General features: G+C 62.2%; 11 protein-coding genes. 4 read left to right on the forward strand and 7 right to left on the reverse strand.

Annotated features, from left to right (window positions below; all coding sequences use genetic code 11):
- Positions 1 to 2 precede the first annotated feature (2 nt).
- Together P0D84_RS17030 and P0D84_RS17035 are read right to left on the reverse strand one after the other, a co-directional pair.
- Positions 3 to 251: a hypothetical protein gene (locus tag P0D84_RS17030; protein WP_408338199.1), complete on the reverse strand. Its 249-nt coding sequence runs from the start codon at positions 249 to 251 to the stop codon at positions 3 to 5.
- 364 nt (positions 252 to 615) lie between these two features.
- On the reverse strand, positions 616 to 963 hold the full coding sequence (locus tag P0D84_RS17035) for a BON domain-containing protein (protein ID WP_408338201.1): 348 nt from the start codon (positions 961 to 963) through the stop codon (positions 616 to 618).
- An 809-nt stretch (positions 964 to 1,772) separates the two neighbouring features.
- Here P0D84_RS17035 and P0D84_RS17040 point away from each other — a divergent pair.
- The 3 genes from P0D84_RS17040 (at position 1,773) to P0D84_RS17050 (ending at position 5,278) form a co-directional block, all read left to right on the forward strand.
- Positions 1,773 to 3,263 (forward strand): TAXI family TRAP transporter solute-binding subunit, encoded by a 1,491-nt coding sequence (locus P0D84_RS17040; protein ID WP_408338203.1) that lies wholly within the window; start codon positions 1,773 to 1,775, stop codon positions 3,261 to 3,263.
- Positions 3,264 to 3,430: 167 nt separating this feature from the next.
- On the forward strand, positions 3,431 to 4,075 hold the full coding sequence (locus P0D84_RS17045; protein WP_408338205.1) for a 2-hydroxychromene-2-carboxylate isomerase: 645 nt from the start codon (positions 3,431 to 3,433) through the stop codon (positions 4,073 to 4,075).
- A 219-nt stretch (positions 4,076 to 4,294) separates the two neighbouring features.
- Entirely contained in the window at positions 4,295 to 5,278 is a 984-nt protein-coding gene (locus P0D84_RS17050; protein ID WP_408338207.1) for a LysR substrate-binding domain-containing protein, read from the forward strand.
- Positions 5,279 to 5,310: 32 nt separating this feature from the next.
- Here the strand turns inward: P0D84_RS17050 and xdhC are convergent, their stop codons facing one another.
- The 3 genes from xdhC to xdhA all read right to left on the reverse strand — a co-directional run bounded on the left by xdhC (position 5,311) and on the right by xdhA (position 9,918).
- Positions 5,311 to 5,880 (reverse strand): xanthine dehydrogenase accessory protein XdhC, encoded by a 570-nt coding sequence (gene xdhC, locus P0D84_RS17055; protein ID WP_408338209.1) that lies wholly within the window; start codon positions 5,878 to 5,880, stop codon positions 5,311 to 5,313.
- A 32-nt stretch (positions 5,881 to 5,912) separates the two neighbouring features.
- Positions 5,913 to 8,279 carry a xanthine dehydrogenase molybdopterin binding subunit gene (xdhB, locus tag P0D84_RS17060; RefSeq protein ID WP_408338211.1) on the reverse strand — a complete coding sequence of 789 codons (2,367 nt, stop codon included), beginning with the start codon at positions 8,277 to 8,279 and terminating at the stop codon, positions 5,913 to 5,915.
- A gap of 109 nt (positions 8,280 to 8,388) precedes the next feature.
- Entirely contained in the window at positions 8,389 to 9,918 is a 1,530-nt protein-coding gene (gene xdhA, locus P0D84_RS17065; RefSeq protein WP_408338213.1) for a xanthine dehydrogenase small subunit, read from the reverse strand.
- Between the two features lie 390 nt (positions 9,919 to 10,308).
- On the opposite strand from xdhA, the gene P0D84_RS17070 reads away from it, so the two are divergent.
- Positions 10,309 to 11,520, forward strand: a complete 1,212-nt coding sequence (locus P0D84_RS17070) for an MFS transporter (RefSeq protein ID WP_408338215.1) — start codon at positions 10,309 to 10,311, stop codon at positions 11,518 to 11,520.
- A gap of 776 nt (positions 11,521 to 12,296) precedes the next feature.
- On the opposite strand, the gene P0D84_RS17075 is transcribed toward P0D84_RS17070, so the two are convergent.
- The gene (locus P0D84_RS17075) at positions 12,297 to 13,529 is read right to left on the reverse strand and encodes a pyridoxal-phosphate-dependent aminotransferase family protein (protein ID WP_408338217.1); all 1,233 of its coding nucleotides are present in this window, start codon (positions 13,527 to 13,529) and stop codon (positions 12,297 to 12,299) included.
- A 113-nt stretch (positions 13,530 to 13,642) separates the two neighbouring features.
- Positions 13,643 to 15,307, reverse strand: coding sequence for a bifunctional aspartate transaminase/aspartate 4-decarboxylase (locus P0D84_RS17080; RefSeq protein WP_408338219.1), 1,665 nt, complete (start codon positions 15,305 to 15,307; stop codon positions 13,643 to 13,645).
- Between the last annotated feature and the right edge of the window lie 112 nt (positions 15,308 to 15,419).

A 15,419-nucleotide genomic window follows, 5' to 3' on the forward strand; every position in this document is an offset into this window, starting at 1 on the left:
CTTTACTTAAAAAATCTGCACGTCAGATCGGACTCGAACTGTCTGACCCATTGCCCGTGATGGTCTTGATAGGACTGCGCCCAGCCGCCGCGCCGAATCGTAACGAGGCGCTCATGCGTGACATCGCGCGGATCCGTACGGGCGCTGATGTCGAAATGCGCCGGCGCGAACCCGTGCCGCGCGCACACCAGTTCGAAAGCCGCCCGATCGCCGATCGGTAGATCGGTATAGCGCAAAAGCGTGGTTTCCATGGCGTTGACTCCGGTTCCGCTTGCATCACAGTACGCTTCGGGGCGCGTCAATTGTGTGTCGCAGCGCACAGACGGACCGTTGCCGTGCGGGCGCTCGGCCTGGCACTGACCAGACCCATCATCGCCGCGTCATAAATCATCACCGGGGAAAATAAAGCGCAAAAAAAAGGGCTCCGGTTATTCCGCCGGAACCCTCACGCTGGCATGCACCACGCTCATTCATCACACTCAAACATAGCGACGCTATCGAATCGCTGGCAGCCGGGTGCAGCCTTAAGCGCCTGCCGGCGCTTCATGCACTTCATGCGCTTGTTGCGAGCGCCCATGGCAAGCCGACTATTGCGGCCTGCTCATGGCAGCGGTCTTACTGCTGCATCACGTTCAGCTTGTTCGACACCGACGTCACACCGGCGACGCCCTTGGCCGCTTCGCCGGCAGCGTCGATCTGGCCTTGGTCGGGCACCGTACCCGTCAGGGTCACCGCGCCGCCACGCGCGCGCACGGCGATGTTGGAAACGTCGACGCCTTGCACCTTGCCAATCGCGCTGCGCACCTTGCGACCCAGTTGGGTATTGGCATGCTTGCTGGCCTTGGTGCTTGCAGCCGGCGCCGCGGTCGTGCCTGTTGCATCGCTTGCCTGAGCGTACACATTGCACGCCACCACCATTGCCACGACCGAGCCCAGCGTTTTCAGAAAACCGACCGATTTCATAGTTTCTCTTCTCCTTAGCTACACATTGGACCGCATGCATAAGCGGCTTCGTTACGACTTCCGGCGGCCATGCTTCGCGCGCGGCAAGGCGCGACTCAGCAACGGCCGACTATGGCTGTAACACGATGTGCGAGAGGCGAGAGAGGCCGGCTGAAGTTTGCCGCACAGTTAGTGGCATGCGATGCCACGCATGCAATGCGGTACGGGAGCCGGCAAGCCGCGAAGTCCGCCAGCGCGCCCGGTTCTTGTCTGTCATGCCGGGTCACGCCGCGCAAACGTATGTTCGCGGCAGCGATCGACAATTTAATCTAGCCGCGCCAGAAGCGCAAAGGGTTTAGTCGTACCTCGACGTGCCTGCGGGTTGCCAGGGGGCGTTCAGCGGGTTTTATTCATACGGCGTTCATTCTTTGGGCCGGCGGCGGTTCGTGGGCGACGCTTGGGCAATTCACGGGTGACTCTTGGGCGGTCATTGGCGGCTCTCGGGCGGTCTCGGGCGAGTCCTGGGCGACTCCTGGGCGACTCTGGGCGACTCTTGGGCGGTTCATGGGCGACTCTTTGGCAATTCATGGCCGTTCATCGGCCTTTCACGCGCCGTTCACGATTTGTTACGGGTTTGACGGCGCCCGCCCCGGCCGGACGCCCCGCCGCCGCGCTATTCTCAGGTACCATCGGCGCGACGCGCGTTGCCGCGCGTCTTGTGTGTCCTTCGCGCCGGCCAGCCCGCCATGGCACGAGCGCCTCGCCCCGGTTCGCGCGCCGCAGAGCGCCGCCATCCTGTTCACTTTCGACCGTCGCCGTCACGTCATCTGATGAAGCCAGCCACCGGCCGCAAACCCCCTCCCCGTCTCGTCGCCCGTTTCGTGGCGATCTCCTGGCGCGATCTGGCAGTCTCGTTCGGGCCGATCCTGCTGATCGCCGCCGCGGCGATCTGGGTCGCCGTGCGCCTGATCCAGCCCGCTCCGCCCAGCACCCTGACGATCAGCGCCGGCCCCGAAGGCAGCACCTTCTGGAATGCAGCGCAGAAGTACAAGACGATTCTGGCGCGCAACCGCATCACCCTGAGCGTATTGTCTTCGGAAGGCTCGCTGCAGAATCTCAAGCGTCTCTCCGACCCGAAGTCGAATGTCGATGTCGGCTTCGTGCAGGACGGCGTCGCGCCCGGTCCGGCGAGCCAAGGTCTGATGTCGCTCGGCAGCGTGGCGTACGTGCCGCTGGCGATCTTCTATCACGGGCCGACTGTCACGCGGCTTTCCGAATTTAAGGGCTTGCGCCTCGCGGTCGGCGCGGAAGGCAGCGGCACGCGCGAACTGGCGCTCGCGTTGCTCAAGGCAAACGGCATCGTGCCGGGCAGCGGCCCCACCAAACTGCTGCCGCTCTCGGGCGACGACGCTGCTGACGCGCTCGTCGCCGGCAAAGTCGACGCGGCTTTTCTGGCCGGCGATTCGGCGCAACCGGCGGTAATGGGCAAGCTCTATCGCACGCCGAATGTGCAGTTCTACGATTTCACCCAGGCCGATGCCTACACGCGGCGCTTTCCGTATCTGACGCAGCTCGAAATGCCGATGGGCGCGTTCGACCTCGGCAAGAATCTGCCCTCCGCGCCAATTCATATGGTGGCGCCGACCGCCGAACTGGTGGCGCGCGACTCGCTGCACCCCGCGCTGTCCGATCTGCTGATCGAAGCGGCACGCGAAGTCCACGGCAAGGCGAACATCATGCAGCGCGCCGGTGAATTCCCCGCGCCGCTCGCCCACGATTTCCCGATCAGCGACGACGCCGCCCGTTACTACAAGTCGGGCAAGAGCTTCCTCTACCGGATCCTGCCGTTCTGGCTGGCGAGTCTCGCGGACCGGCTGCTGGTGGTCGTGGTGCCGCTGATCGTGCTGCTGATTCCTGCCCTGCGTCTCGTGCCGGCGCTGTACGCGTGGCGGGTGAAATCGCGCATCTACCGCTGGTACGGCGCGCTGATCGCGATCGAGCGCAGTGCGCTCAGCGAGCATTCGGCTGAAGAACGCGCCGCGCTAATCGAGCGCCTCGATGCGATTGAAGAATCGGTGAACGGCCTGAAAATGCCGCTCGCCTATGCGGACCAGTTCTATGTGCTGCGCGAGCACATCGGCTTCGTGCGCCAGCGGCTCACCCACACCCGCGAGGCTCAGCGCGACGCAGCGGGCGAACCCGGCGAGGGGTCACTGCCGCCTGCTGGAGCGCGTGCTTCAGAAGCCGATGACGCAATAGCTTCCCCTGAAGCGCGAGGCGCCGCCGAGGCCCACGAGCCTCCGGCCGGCCGCCCCGCTTAGGGCCGCGCATCGCCACCGTACTGTCGAGTTCGACGTCCGCCGTGCCGGCCGCCGCGGCCCCAAAAGCATATTGACGGGTGCAAGCGGCGGCTGCACCGCGTAAGATCATTACAATTCCGACGGTTTAGCAGACGACCCGTTCGGAACAGGCAATCCGGGAGAGATTTATGACCGTTGGCATCGACGCCAGGCAACCGCTGTGGTTTTACGATTTTGTCTCGCCGTTCACGTACCTGTTGCTCGAGCAACACGACAAATGGCCGGGCTTCGACTTCGCGTTCGCACCGGTCGTGCTGAACGACCTGTATCGCCACTGGGGCCAGCGGCCCGCTTACAGCGTGCCCGCGAAGCGCACCTTCCTGTATCGCCACGCGCTGTTTCGCGCGGAGCAACTCGGCATTCCGTTCAAGATGCCGCCGGCGCATCCGTTCGACTCCATGAAGCCGCTTCTGCTCGCCACCGCGGCGAAGGGCGACATCAGCTTCGTGCGCGAGATTTTCCGTTTCATCTGGCGTGAAGGCCGCGATCCGTCGAGCGACGCCGCGTTCGCCGAGTTGTGCGCGCGCGTCGGCATGCCGGACGGTCCGGAACTCATCAAGAACGAAGAAGTGAAAGCGCAATTGCAGCGCAACACCGCGGATGCAATCGGCCTGGGCGTCTACGGCGTGCCCACCTTCCGTCTGAACGACCAATTGTTCTGGGGCGAAGACGCATTGCCGATGGTGCTGTATTGCGCACGCACACCGAACTGGCTCGACTCAGGTGAAGTGAAGCGGATCAGTTCACTGCCTTCAGGCATCGCAGACATTTGAGCGAAGGCAAAACGTAATACTCGTGCGAACAGGCATGCCGTTTCAGACGAGATTGCATCAAAAGCGCCGTCCTGATGCCGGCCATACTGCGTCCGCTATGCCGCCGCACGGCAAACGGGCCTAAGGTTATAACCTTTGCGCCTCGCTCTCGCGATCTGGCTCGCGGGCGGCTCCGTACGAGGCTTCCTCCGGATCCGACCTGCCTGCATCGCCTAAACCATGGACGACGACTCCGCCGCCTCCCTCGATATCTGGCTCGTGCGTGTGCTGCGCACGCTGCTTGTCGAGCGCAGCGTCACACAAACCGCACTGCGTCTGAATCAGACCCAGCCCGCGATCAGCACCGCGCTGCGCAAACTGCGCGAGACGCTGAACGACCCGATCCTCGTGCGCGGCAAATCAGGCATGGTGCCGACCGAATACGGCGAATCGTTGCTGGGCTCGGCGCAACGTGTGCTGCGCGAAGTCGATTTCGTGGCAACGCCGCACGGCGACTTCGATCCGGGCCGCTCGCGCCGCACCTTTCGCGTGGCCGCGCCGGATTATCTGAACGACTTCTTCATGCCCACCGTGATCGCGCAGTTCCGCGAGGCGGCGCCGCATGCGCGCCTCGAGATCGATTCGCTCGGCCCGATGCTCGACCATTCGGCCGCGCTCGATGCGGGCGAGCTCGATCTGGTGATCGGCAACTGGCCGAAGCCCGATCCGCGTTTCGAACGCAGCGATCTGTTCTCCGATACGGTGGTGTGCATGATGCGCGCCGATCATCCGCTGACACGCACGCCGATGACGCGCGAAGCGTACCTCGCCGCCCCGCATCTGGCGCCGACGCCATATAGCGGCACGCGCGGCGGCGCGGTCGACATCGGTTTTGCGCGGGCTCGCGCCGAGCGGCGCATCGTCGCCACGCTGCCCTACTTCGGCCTCGTGCCGCAAACGCTGCTGCAATCGGATCTGATCTTCACGACCACACGCCGGTTCGCGGCGCACTATGCGAGCATGCTGCCGCTCGCGGTGGTCGAAGTGCCGATTCCGTTTCCGCGCATCAAGTGCTATCAGCTATGGCATCCGCAGCCGGACCGGCCGAGCGACGTCGGCTGGTTGCGTACGTTGATGTCGCAAGTGTCGGATGAATTGGTCGCGCGGAAAGTGCGGGGCGCGAAGCGAGCGCCGAAAAAGGAAAAGTCGGCCGCGGCGGGTTGAAGGTCGGGTTGAGTCTCGTTTGCTCGGCCCGCTTACACGCTCGCGTAGAGCTTCTGCGTCACTCCTGCTTGCGCCACAGCCTGCCGGGAGCGAACCTGCAGCAGTTCCGCGCACACCGCAACGGCAATCGCCGGCGGTGCCTTGTCGACGATACCGGTCACGCCGATTGGGCAGGTCATCTCCACCAGCCGATCCAGATCCACGCCTCGATCCAGCAGACGACGCTCGAATTTCACGCGCTTGGTCTTCGAGCCGATCATGCCGAAGTAGGTGAAATCGCGTCGCCGCATGATGCGCGCGGCGAGCGAAAAATCGAGCGCGTGATTGTGCGTCATCACCAGAAAATACGCGCCGGGGGGCGCCGTGTCGACGATCGCATCGGGTGTGTCGGTTGCTTCGATCTGTACGTTGGCGGGGGTTTCGTCGGGGAACAGTTCGTCGCGCTCATCGACCCACTGGACGACGCACGGCAAGCTGCCGAGCAGCGTGACGAGCGCATGGCCGACGTGCCCCGCGCCGAACAGCACGATATGCATCGGCGCCGGACGCGGCGCGGGTACGGCGCTGCGCCGGCCGATCTGAACGGAAGAAAAGGCGTTCATCGCGATCATTCCAGTTGGTTTCGATAGTGGCACTACTGCCGAGCCGCCGCGGTCGCTGCCCGCACCGCGCCGACTGCCTTCAGGATTTCCTCGCTGGTCGCGGGCGCGTTCAGCGGCGGATTGACCTTGTGGTCGCCCACGGCCGACACGGCATCGCGCACGGCAAAGAACACCGAGAACGGCAGCAGCAGCGGCGGCTCACCGGTCGCCTTCGAACGATGGATGCTGTCCTCCGCATTGCGGTTCTTGAACAGGCGCACACGGAAATCGGGCGGCGTATCGTTGACGGTCGGAATCTTGTAGGTGGACGGTGCGTGCGTCATCAGTTTGCCGCCGGCGTTCCACCACAGTTCTTCGGTGGTGAGCCAGCCCATGCCCTGAATGAACGCGCCTTCCACCTGGCCGACGTCGAGCGCCGGGTTCAGCGATGCGCCCACGTCATGCAAAGCGTCCGCGCGCAGCACGCGCATTTCGCCGGTCAGTGTATCGATCACCACTTCGGACACGGCGGCGCCGTACGAGTAGTAGTAGAACGGCCGGCCTTGCAGCTTCGATTGATCCCAGTAGAGCTTCGGCGTTGCATAGAAGCCGTCGGACCACAACTGGACACGCGCAAGGTAGGCCTTCGCGATCACTTCTTCGAACGGCACGATTACTTCGCCGACCACCACGCGGTCGTGCGCGAAACGCACTTCCGAGGCGGCCACCTGCCCTGCGCCGAAACGCTCGGCGGCAAAAGCCGACAGACGTTCGCGCAACTGCCGCGCGGCATCTTGCGCAGCCTTGCCGTTCAGGTCCGAACCCGTCGATGCAGCGGTCGCGGACGTATTGGCGATCTTGCTCGTGTCGGTCGCCGTCACGCGGATGCGGTTAAAGCCGAGGCCCAATTCATGAGCTACGACCTGCGCGACCTTGGTGTTCAACCCCTGGCCCATTTCGGTGCCGCCGTGGTTCACCAGCACCGAACCGTCGGTGTAGATATGCACCAGCGCGCCGGCCTGATTGAAGTGGGTCACGTTGAACGCGATGCCGAACTTGACCGGCGTGAGCGCCAGGCCCTTCTTCAGCACTGCGTTGTTCGCGTTGAACTCGTTGATGGCCGCACGACGCGCGCGGTATTCGCTGGTCGCTTCGAGTTCGTCGATCAACTCGTGAATCACGTTGTCTTCGACCACCTGACCATACGGTGTCTGATTGCGCTCGGTCTTGCCGTACAGATTGCGACGGCGCACGTCGAGCGAATCCTCGCCCACCGAACGCGCGACGTTGTCCATGATGTACTCGATCGCGAACGCGCCTTGCGGACCGCCGAAGCCGCGGAACGCGGTGTTCGACTGCGTGTTGGTCTTGCCGCAGAAGCCGTCGATCGTCACGTCGGAGAGCCAGTACGCGTTGTCGAAGTGGCACAGCGCGCGCGTCATCACCGGACCGGACAGGTCGGCGGAGAAACCGCAGCGCGAAGTCATGTCGACGGTGACGCCGTCGATCACGCCCTTGTCGTCGTAGCCCACTTCATACGTGTAGTGGAAATCGTGGCGCTTGCCGGTGACCATCATGTCGTCGTCGCGATCCGGACGCAGTTTGACCGGGCACAGCAGCTTCCATGCAGCGAGCGCCGCGCAGCACGCGAACAGACCCGATTGCGATTCCTTGCCGCCGAAACCGCCGCCCATCCGGCGGCATTCGATCAGCACGTTATGCGATGCCACACCCAACGCGTGCGCGACCAGGTGCTGCATTTCGGTCGGGTGCTGAGTCGAACAATAGACGTGCATGCCGTCATCGTCCTTCGGCACCGCGTACGAAATCTGGCCTTCCAGATAGAACTGTTCCTGGCCGCCGAGCAGCATCTCGCCGGCTTCGCGATGCGCCGCGCGGGCGATCTTCGTACCGGCTTCGCCGCGCGCGAGTTTCATCGGCGGCAAGACGTGCTGGTTCGCGGCGCGGGCCTGTTGCGCGGTGAGAATGGCCGGAAGCTCTTCGTAGACGACTTCGGCGCGGCGCGCAGCGAGGCGCGCAATTTCATGCGAGGTCGCGACCACGATGAAGATCGGCTGGCCGACGTATTGCACCAGGCCGTCGGCGAGAATCGGATCGTCGCCGTGGATGATCGGGCCCACATCGTTGGCGCCGGGGATATCGTCCGCGGTGAAGATCGCGACCACGCCGGGCGTGGCACGCACTTTGTCGAGCGACATCGAGACGATCTTCGCGTGCGCTTTCTGCGACAAACCGAGCGCGGCATGCAGCGTGCCGGCGAGCGTGGGGATGTCGTCGGTGTAAGTGGCGCGGCCGCTCACGTGCAGATGCGCGGACTCGTGCGGACGCGAGATGTGGACCTGGGTAAAGTCGTCGAAATCCTGAAGGTCTTTCAGGAACGGTTCTGCTTGCTGATTCATTGTTGTGTTCTCCGTATCCTTCTAAGAAGACGCCGGGCCGCCCCAAGCTTTCCGATCCCCCTCGGGGGCCTCGCGCATAGCGCCAGGGTTGGGGCCGCTCTGCTGCGTCTCACGCGTTCGCGCTGGCCGGGGCGCAAGCGGCGGCAACGGCACGAACATCCAGCGCGCTCTTGGGCAGCGGATTGTTCGGACGCGTTTCGAGCCAGAAGCGGTACAGCGTGTTCTTCGCCGCTTCGAGGCGATAGTTGCTGGTCGCGCGCATGTCGGACAGCGGCGCGTAGTCGTTGCCGAGCGCGAGCATCGCGGCCTGCGCGGTGGCTTCGTGCCATTCGGCATCGCGCAGCACGGCTTCGGCGTGCGTCGCGCGCTTCGAGGTGGCGGCCATGCCGCCGAACGCGATGCGTGGCTCGCGGATCACGTTGCCGTCGGCGATAAAGGAGAACGCGGCGCACACGGCCGAGATGTCCGAGTCGAAACGCTTCGACAGCTTGTAGGTGCGGAATTGCAGATTCTTGCGCGCGCCGGTGCGCGTCGGCACCTTGAGGCCGACGACGAACTCGTGCTCTGCCATGTCCTTCTTCTGATACGCGAGGTACAGATCCTCGAGCGGCATTTCGCGTTCGATCTCGCCGCCGCGCACGATCACATGCGCACCGAGGGCGATCAGGCCAGGCATCGAATCGCCGATTGGTGAGCCATTGGCGATGTTGCCGCCGAGCGTGCCGGCATTGCGAATCGGCAGCGACGCGAAGCGTTGCCACATTTCGTTGAGTTCCGGGTACTGCTTCGCGATTTCCGCGTACGCCCTTTCGACGGTCACGCCCGCGCCGATCTCGATCCAGTCGTCATTCGTTTCGAGCTTTTGCAGTGCGGCGATCTGGCCGACGTAGACGATGTTGCCCAACTCACGCATCAGCTTGGTGACCCACAGGCCGATGTCCGTGCTGCCGGCGAGGATGCGGGTAGCCGGTTCGGCTTCCTTGATTTTCGCGAGGGCGTCGACGGTGCGCGGCGCGGCGAATTGCTGGCCGGCATGCTGGTAGTGGAACGTGTCCTGGCGTTCGAGCGTGGCGAGCGTTTTCGACAGCGCTTCGATATTGACCGGAGCTTTCGGCGCGGGCGCTTCGAACATCCGCACTGCTGCGTCGACGATCGGACGATAGCCAGTGCAACGGCACAGATTGCCGGTCAGCGCGTTGCTGATCGTCTCGCGCGACGGTACGGTCTTGTTCGCGCAGCTGTGTTCGTGGCCGTGCTTTTCGTACAGCGACCACATCGACATCACGAAGCCCGGCGTGCAGAAACCGCACTGCGAACCGTGGCATTCGACCATCGCTTCCTGCACCGGATGCAGCGAGCCGTCCGGCTGACGCAGGTCTTCGACGGTGAAGAGGGCTTTGCCGTCCAGCGTCGGCACGAACTGGATGCAGGCATTCACCGCCTTGAAGTCGACGCCGCCCGCCGCGTTGCGCTCGCCGATCACGACCGTGCATGCGCCGCAGTCGCCTTCGGCGCACCCTTCCTTGGTGCCGGTGCAATGTACGTCCTCGCGCAGATACTGCAGGACGGTGCGGGTCACGGGCGCGTCGTTGATCTCGCGGATCGCGTTGCGGTGATAGAAGCGAATCGGCTCAGTCATGTCTCGTTACTCTCGAATGTTCTGTGTCCGTGGGGACGTGCTGCGATGATGGTTCGAAAACTATCACCGTCAATAAATACAACCCATAGCAGGTACCACATGCGGGACATATCCGCTAGACGATATCGAGATGGGTTTGAGGGTTGGTTGACTTATGTTGACGTGGCTGTTTTGCCATATTTTTTTTAAAACTATATCTTTATTGCCATGAACGGTCCTATTCTGTTCATACGCTGCACATGGAAAGACCGTTCATGAAGGGAGAAAATGAACCACTATATGACTCCGGCACCTTTTTTTCGCCAGCGAAATTATTAAGCAATCCCTGCAAGAGAATCGGTTCCATGGGAAAATCACGCCTTCCCGCCGTTTTCAAGTCTCGTTTTCCCCATGTCCACCGACTCAGCGACACCTCGCAGCGAATTTGCGACGACCATGCAGATCATTCCGGTCGTCTTTTTTACGTTTCTTTGCTACCTGACGATCGGCATTCCGCTCGCGGTGCTGCCCGGCTACGTCCACGACGACCTGGGTTACAGCGCGATCCTCGCGGGCGCGGCAATCAGCGTGCAGTATCTGGCGACCTTGGCATCGCGGCCGCTGGCTGGGCGCTCGGCGGATACGTTGGGGCCGAAGCGGACGGTGACGATCGGCTTGCTGGGTTGCGGCGCGAGCGGGGTTTTGTTGCTGCTGGCTGTGTTGTGTGGGCGTTGGCCGGTGGTGAGTTTGGGGTTGCTGGTGTGCAGCCGTCTTGTGCTCGGGTTCGGCGAAAGCCTGTGCGGGACGGGCGCGATTCTGTGGGGCATTGGGCGGGTGGGCACGAGCAACAATGCGCGGGTGATTTCGTGGAACGGTATCGCGACTTATGGCGCGCTCGCGATTGGCGCGCCGCTTGGGGTCGCGATTACGCACTCAGTCGGATTTGCCGCGGTGGGCATTCTGGTGGTTTTGCTGGGGGCGCTTGGGTTTTATCTGGCGCGGCCTATAGCGCCGGTGCCGATCGTGCATGGCGAGCGGATGTCGTATAGGAGCGTGTTTACGCGGGTGTTGCCGCATGGGATTGGGTTGGCGTTGGGGTCGGCTGGGTTTGGGTCGATTGCGACGTTTATTACGCTGTTTTATGCGGCGCGGCATTGGCCTAATGCGGCTTTGTCGTTGACTGTTTTTGGCACGCTGTTTATCGGCGCGCGGTTGTTGTTTGCTAATACGATTAAGGCTTATGGTGGGTTTCGGGTTGCGATTGCTTCGTTTTCGCTTGAATGTGCGGGATTGTTGATGTTGTGGTTGGCGCCTGAGCCGCATATTGCTCTTGCTGGGGCGGCGTTGACGGGGTTTGGGTTTGCTTTGGTGTTTCCGGCGCTTGGGGTTGAAGCGGTTGGGCTTGTGCCGCCTGCTAGCCGTGGTGCGGCTTTGTCGGCCTATTCTGTGTTTCTTGATCTCTCGCTGGGGATTACCGGGCCGTTGGCTGGGTATATCGCGGGGGAGTTCGGCTATGCGCAGGTGTTTCTTTTTGCAGCAGTGGCTTCCGCGCTGGGAGTCGTGTTGTCGACCATGATGTATTTGCGCAATTCGCGGGCGCCGAATGCGCCTGCGGCGACTTGACCTTTTTTGCCTGCTCGGCGCAGTTTGTCTGCACGCCTGCGGCGTTGGGCATTGCTTGAGTTGGTTGCCTGCGCGGCGTTTTTTGGTTGTATGCCTACGGCGTTGGCCTTTCCTTGAATTGTTATTGGTCTATTAGCGTTGCCCCTGTGCGGGGCGGCACCTACTTCTCTTTGCCGGCTGCAAAGAGAAGTAGGCAAGAGAAAGCAGCTCAAACCGCCAACCCTTAAGCGGGTCCCCCGCACAGTCGCGGTAGTGGTGCATCTGGAGTCTGCGTTCTCGCACATTCGGCGTGAGTGACACAGCCGTCATACTTCCGGCGACGCTGCGCGCGCCGAAGGACGCTTCAAAAACCGACCACCACGCTTTTGCACTCACGCTGCATTCGGCGCGGTAAATCAGCGTGTATCGCTTCTTCGCCTCTGTCGATCTCCTCGCTTGCCGCTGCGCTTGGGCGCATCGCCGAGGCAAAACGCATGTCCCCCACCACGCGCAAACGAAGCCCCCTGGTTTCCCATGCAAACCCATCCGCGACGCACGCAGTGCGGAGTGGGAGCTGATGAGCCCTTTGTCACTCGCGCCGAATGTGCGAGGGCACGGATTCCAGATGCACCACTACCGCAACGGTGCGGGGGACCCGCTTATGCGCTGGCGGTGTGAGCGGCGGCAAAGAAAGTAAGTGCCGCCCCGCACAGGGACGACGCTAATAAACCAATAAGAAATCAAGGAAAGGCCAACGCCGTAGGCAAACAAACACCCTCCGCCAAAGGCCAAAAACCTCACCTCCCTTCCGACAACCCCCGCTCAAGCGCCGCCACACCAGCCGGCAACTCAACCTTAACCCCCAGATCCACCATCGTCCGCCCAAGCGCATGCAAGGTTCGAAACAGGTTGTGCTCCCGGCACTGCTCACCCATCTGCCCAATCCGAACGATCGGCAAACCAAACGACCCCGAGATTTCCACCTGATGATGCCGCGAGATATGCCCACAGATATCGGCAGAACTCAGCCGCTCCGGCACGACGATACCGACCACCGAATTCAAACGGCAAGGCGCCGGCGCATAGAGCTGCAAGCCTAACGCAGTAATCCCCGCCTGAAGCGCCACCGAGCACTTCAAATGGCGCGCAAAGCGCTTCTCCAGCGTCTCGGCACAAACCAACCGTAAAGCCTCGTGCAAGGCCAACACACCCGACACCGGCGCCGTGTAGTGATAGCCCGCGTTATGCCAGAAATTTTCCGCCAGCGACGCATCAAGGCACCAATGCGCATTCGGCGCCGTGCGCCCCTTCACGCGCGCCCATGCCTCATCCGAAAACGCGATTAGCGAGACACCCGGGATCGAAGACAATCCCTTCTGCCCACCCGTAATCACCGCATCGATACCCCACGCGTCCATCTCCAGCGGCATCGTACTCAGCGTACACACCGCATCGACGATGACCAGCGCGCCAGCGGCTTTCGCGAGCGCCGCGATGTCCTTCAACTGATGGTTCCACACGGTGTTGGACGTCTCGCCCTGCACGATCGTCACGATCTCCGGCCGCTCGCGGCGGATCGCTTCAGCCACGCTTTCGAGCCTCGCTACCGTACCGTCTTCGACATCCAGCGTGCTCACCCGCGCACCCACGCGCCGGCCCATCTCCGCCATCCGTTCGCTGAAAAAGCCGTTCTTGATGCTCAGCACCCGCGTGCCTTCCCACGCGAGATTGGAGATCGCCATTTCCATCGCGGCCGAACCCGGACCGGCCACGCCCAGCACCCACTTCGAATTCGTCTGGAAGACGTAGCGCGCCATGGTCTTCACCTGGCCGATCACCTTCACCATCGTGCTGCCGAGGTGATTAATCACCACCGTATTGGCCTTGGCTACCGCCGCGGGAATCGGCACGGGGCCGGCGCCCATCATCAGTAACGGTTCTTCGGGAAGAATGGCGTCGAGCGATTCGACAACCGGACAAGGCACTGCCGTGGAAACAGCGGAAGCGGAGGGAGTGGATGAAGTCGGCATGATCTGTACGTGAATGTCAGGGCGCAAAGGAACAAGCGGCCCCGCCAGCAATGACACTGGCGGGGCCGTTCGTCCGATCATTCACCGATCTGCGCGATTGCGCAAGGATTTTGTCACTTCACCTTGGTCTTATCGAGCTTCTTGCCGGTTGCCGCGTTATACCGCTCGACATATTCCTCGATCAGCTTGCGCATTGCGCGGCCGATCTGCCGATAGTCCGATTCGTTCAGATTAGCCAGCGACACCCGTCCCGACGGATGCTGCGTACCGAAACCACGTCCCGGCAGCAACACCACACGCGCTTCACGCGCAAGGCGGAATAGCAACTCGGACGGCTCGGTGTTCTTCAGCAGCCAGTCGACGAACTCGCGCCCGAACATCCGCTCGCCGAGAAACTCGATGTCGAGAATCGTGTAGTAGTCGACCTGGTTCGGATCGTCGTCCTCGAACGTAATGCCGACCTCCTCGTACAGCGCCTGCTTGCGTTTGCGGATCAGGCGCTTCAACGCGTTCTTGTACGCGTCAGGCGTGTCCATCAGCGAGAACAACGAGAACAGCACCATCTGCACCTGCTGCGGCGTCGACAAACCAGCCGTGTGATTCAACGCGACGGTGCGGCTGTCGGCGACCAGGCGGTCGATGAACTTCAGCTTGTCCGGTTCGGTCGTGATCGATTCATAACGCTCGTGCAACTGTTTCTTCTGTTCTTTCGGCAGTTCGCCGATCAGCTTGTCGAGCACGTTGTCGCGATGCGTCGCGATTGTGCCGAGGCGCCAGCCGGTCGCGCCGAAATACTTCGAGTACGAGTACACGAGGATCGTGTTCTTCGGCGCGAGCGCGAACAGCGAGACGAAATCGTCGGCGAAGGTGCCGTACACGTCGTCGGTCAACAGAATCAGATCGGGCCTTTCCTTGACGATCTCGGCGATGTATTGAAGGCTCTCGTCGTTGATCTTCACCGAAGGCGGGTTGCTCGGATTCACGAGGAAGAACGCCTTCACCTTCGGATCGCGCAGCTTGTCGAGTTCCTTCTTCGAATACTGCCAGCCGCTTTCAACCGTGGCTTCGAGGTTGACCACGTTCAGCTGATAGTCGTTGAGACGCGGAATTTCAATGTACGGCGTGAAGATCGGCAAGCCGAGCGCAATCGTGTCACCCGGCTTGATCAGGTGATTCTCGCGCATCGTGTTGAAGATATACGTCATCGCCGCCGTGCCGCCTTCCACGGCGAACACGTCGAATTCGCCGACGAACGGATGGTTGCCGATCATCTCCTTACGCAGATATTGCCCGACAATCAGTTCGGACAACTTGAGCATCCGGTCCGGCACCGGATAGTTCGAGGCGAGAATGCCCTCGCACATTTCATAGAGGAAGTCGCCCGCGGACAATCCGAGCTGATCGCGCACATACGAGATCGCGCCGCGCAGAAAGTCGATGCCGGGCACGCCCTTGTTTTCGCGCAGGAACAGATCGAAGCGCTCCGTGAGCCCGTCACGGCGCGGGAAACCGCCGACACCCTCGGGCATGAACGCAAACGAACGCTCCGACTCGCGCATTGCAAAGAGACCAAGCTGCCAGAAGCCGTGGCGCGGAATCGTTGCGAGGAAGTTCGGGTTGCCGCGGCCGGCGTTGAGCATCGATGCATTGGCGGCACGCTCTACTGCGCCGCCGCCGGCGGCCTTGATCAGTTCGTCCTTGAGTTCGAACGGGCTAAGCGCTGCAAAGCCGGCTTGAGCCATGTCGCCTTGTTTCTTGCCGCTTTTCTCTTTTGCCATGATGCGTTCTCCAATGTGCAAGTGAATGACGCCGGCGTCGCGAATGATCGTTTAGTTGCCGCCGGCGTAAGAGAGATCGATAGATGCGTGTCCTAAACCAGGCTAAACCGGG

The organism is Paraburkholderia sp. RL17-337-BIB-A (assembly GCF_046025895.1).
Classification (GTDB): Bacteria; Pseudomonadota; Gammaproteobacteria; order Burkholderiales; family Burkholderiaceae; genus Paraburkholderia; species Paraburkholderia fungorum_C.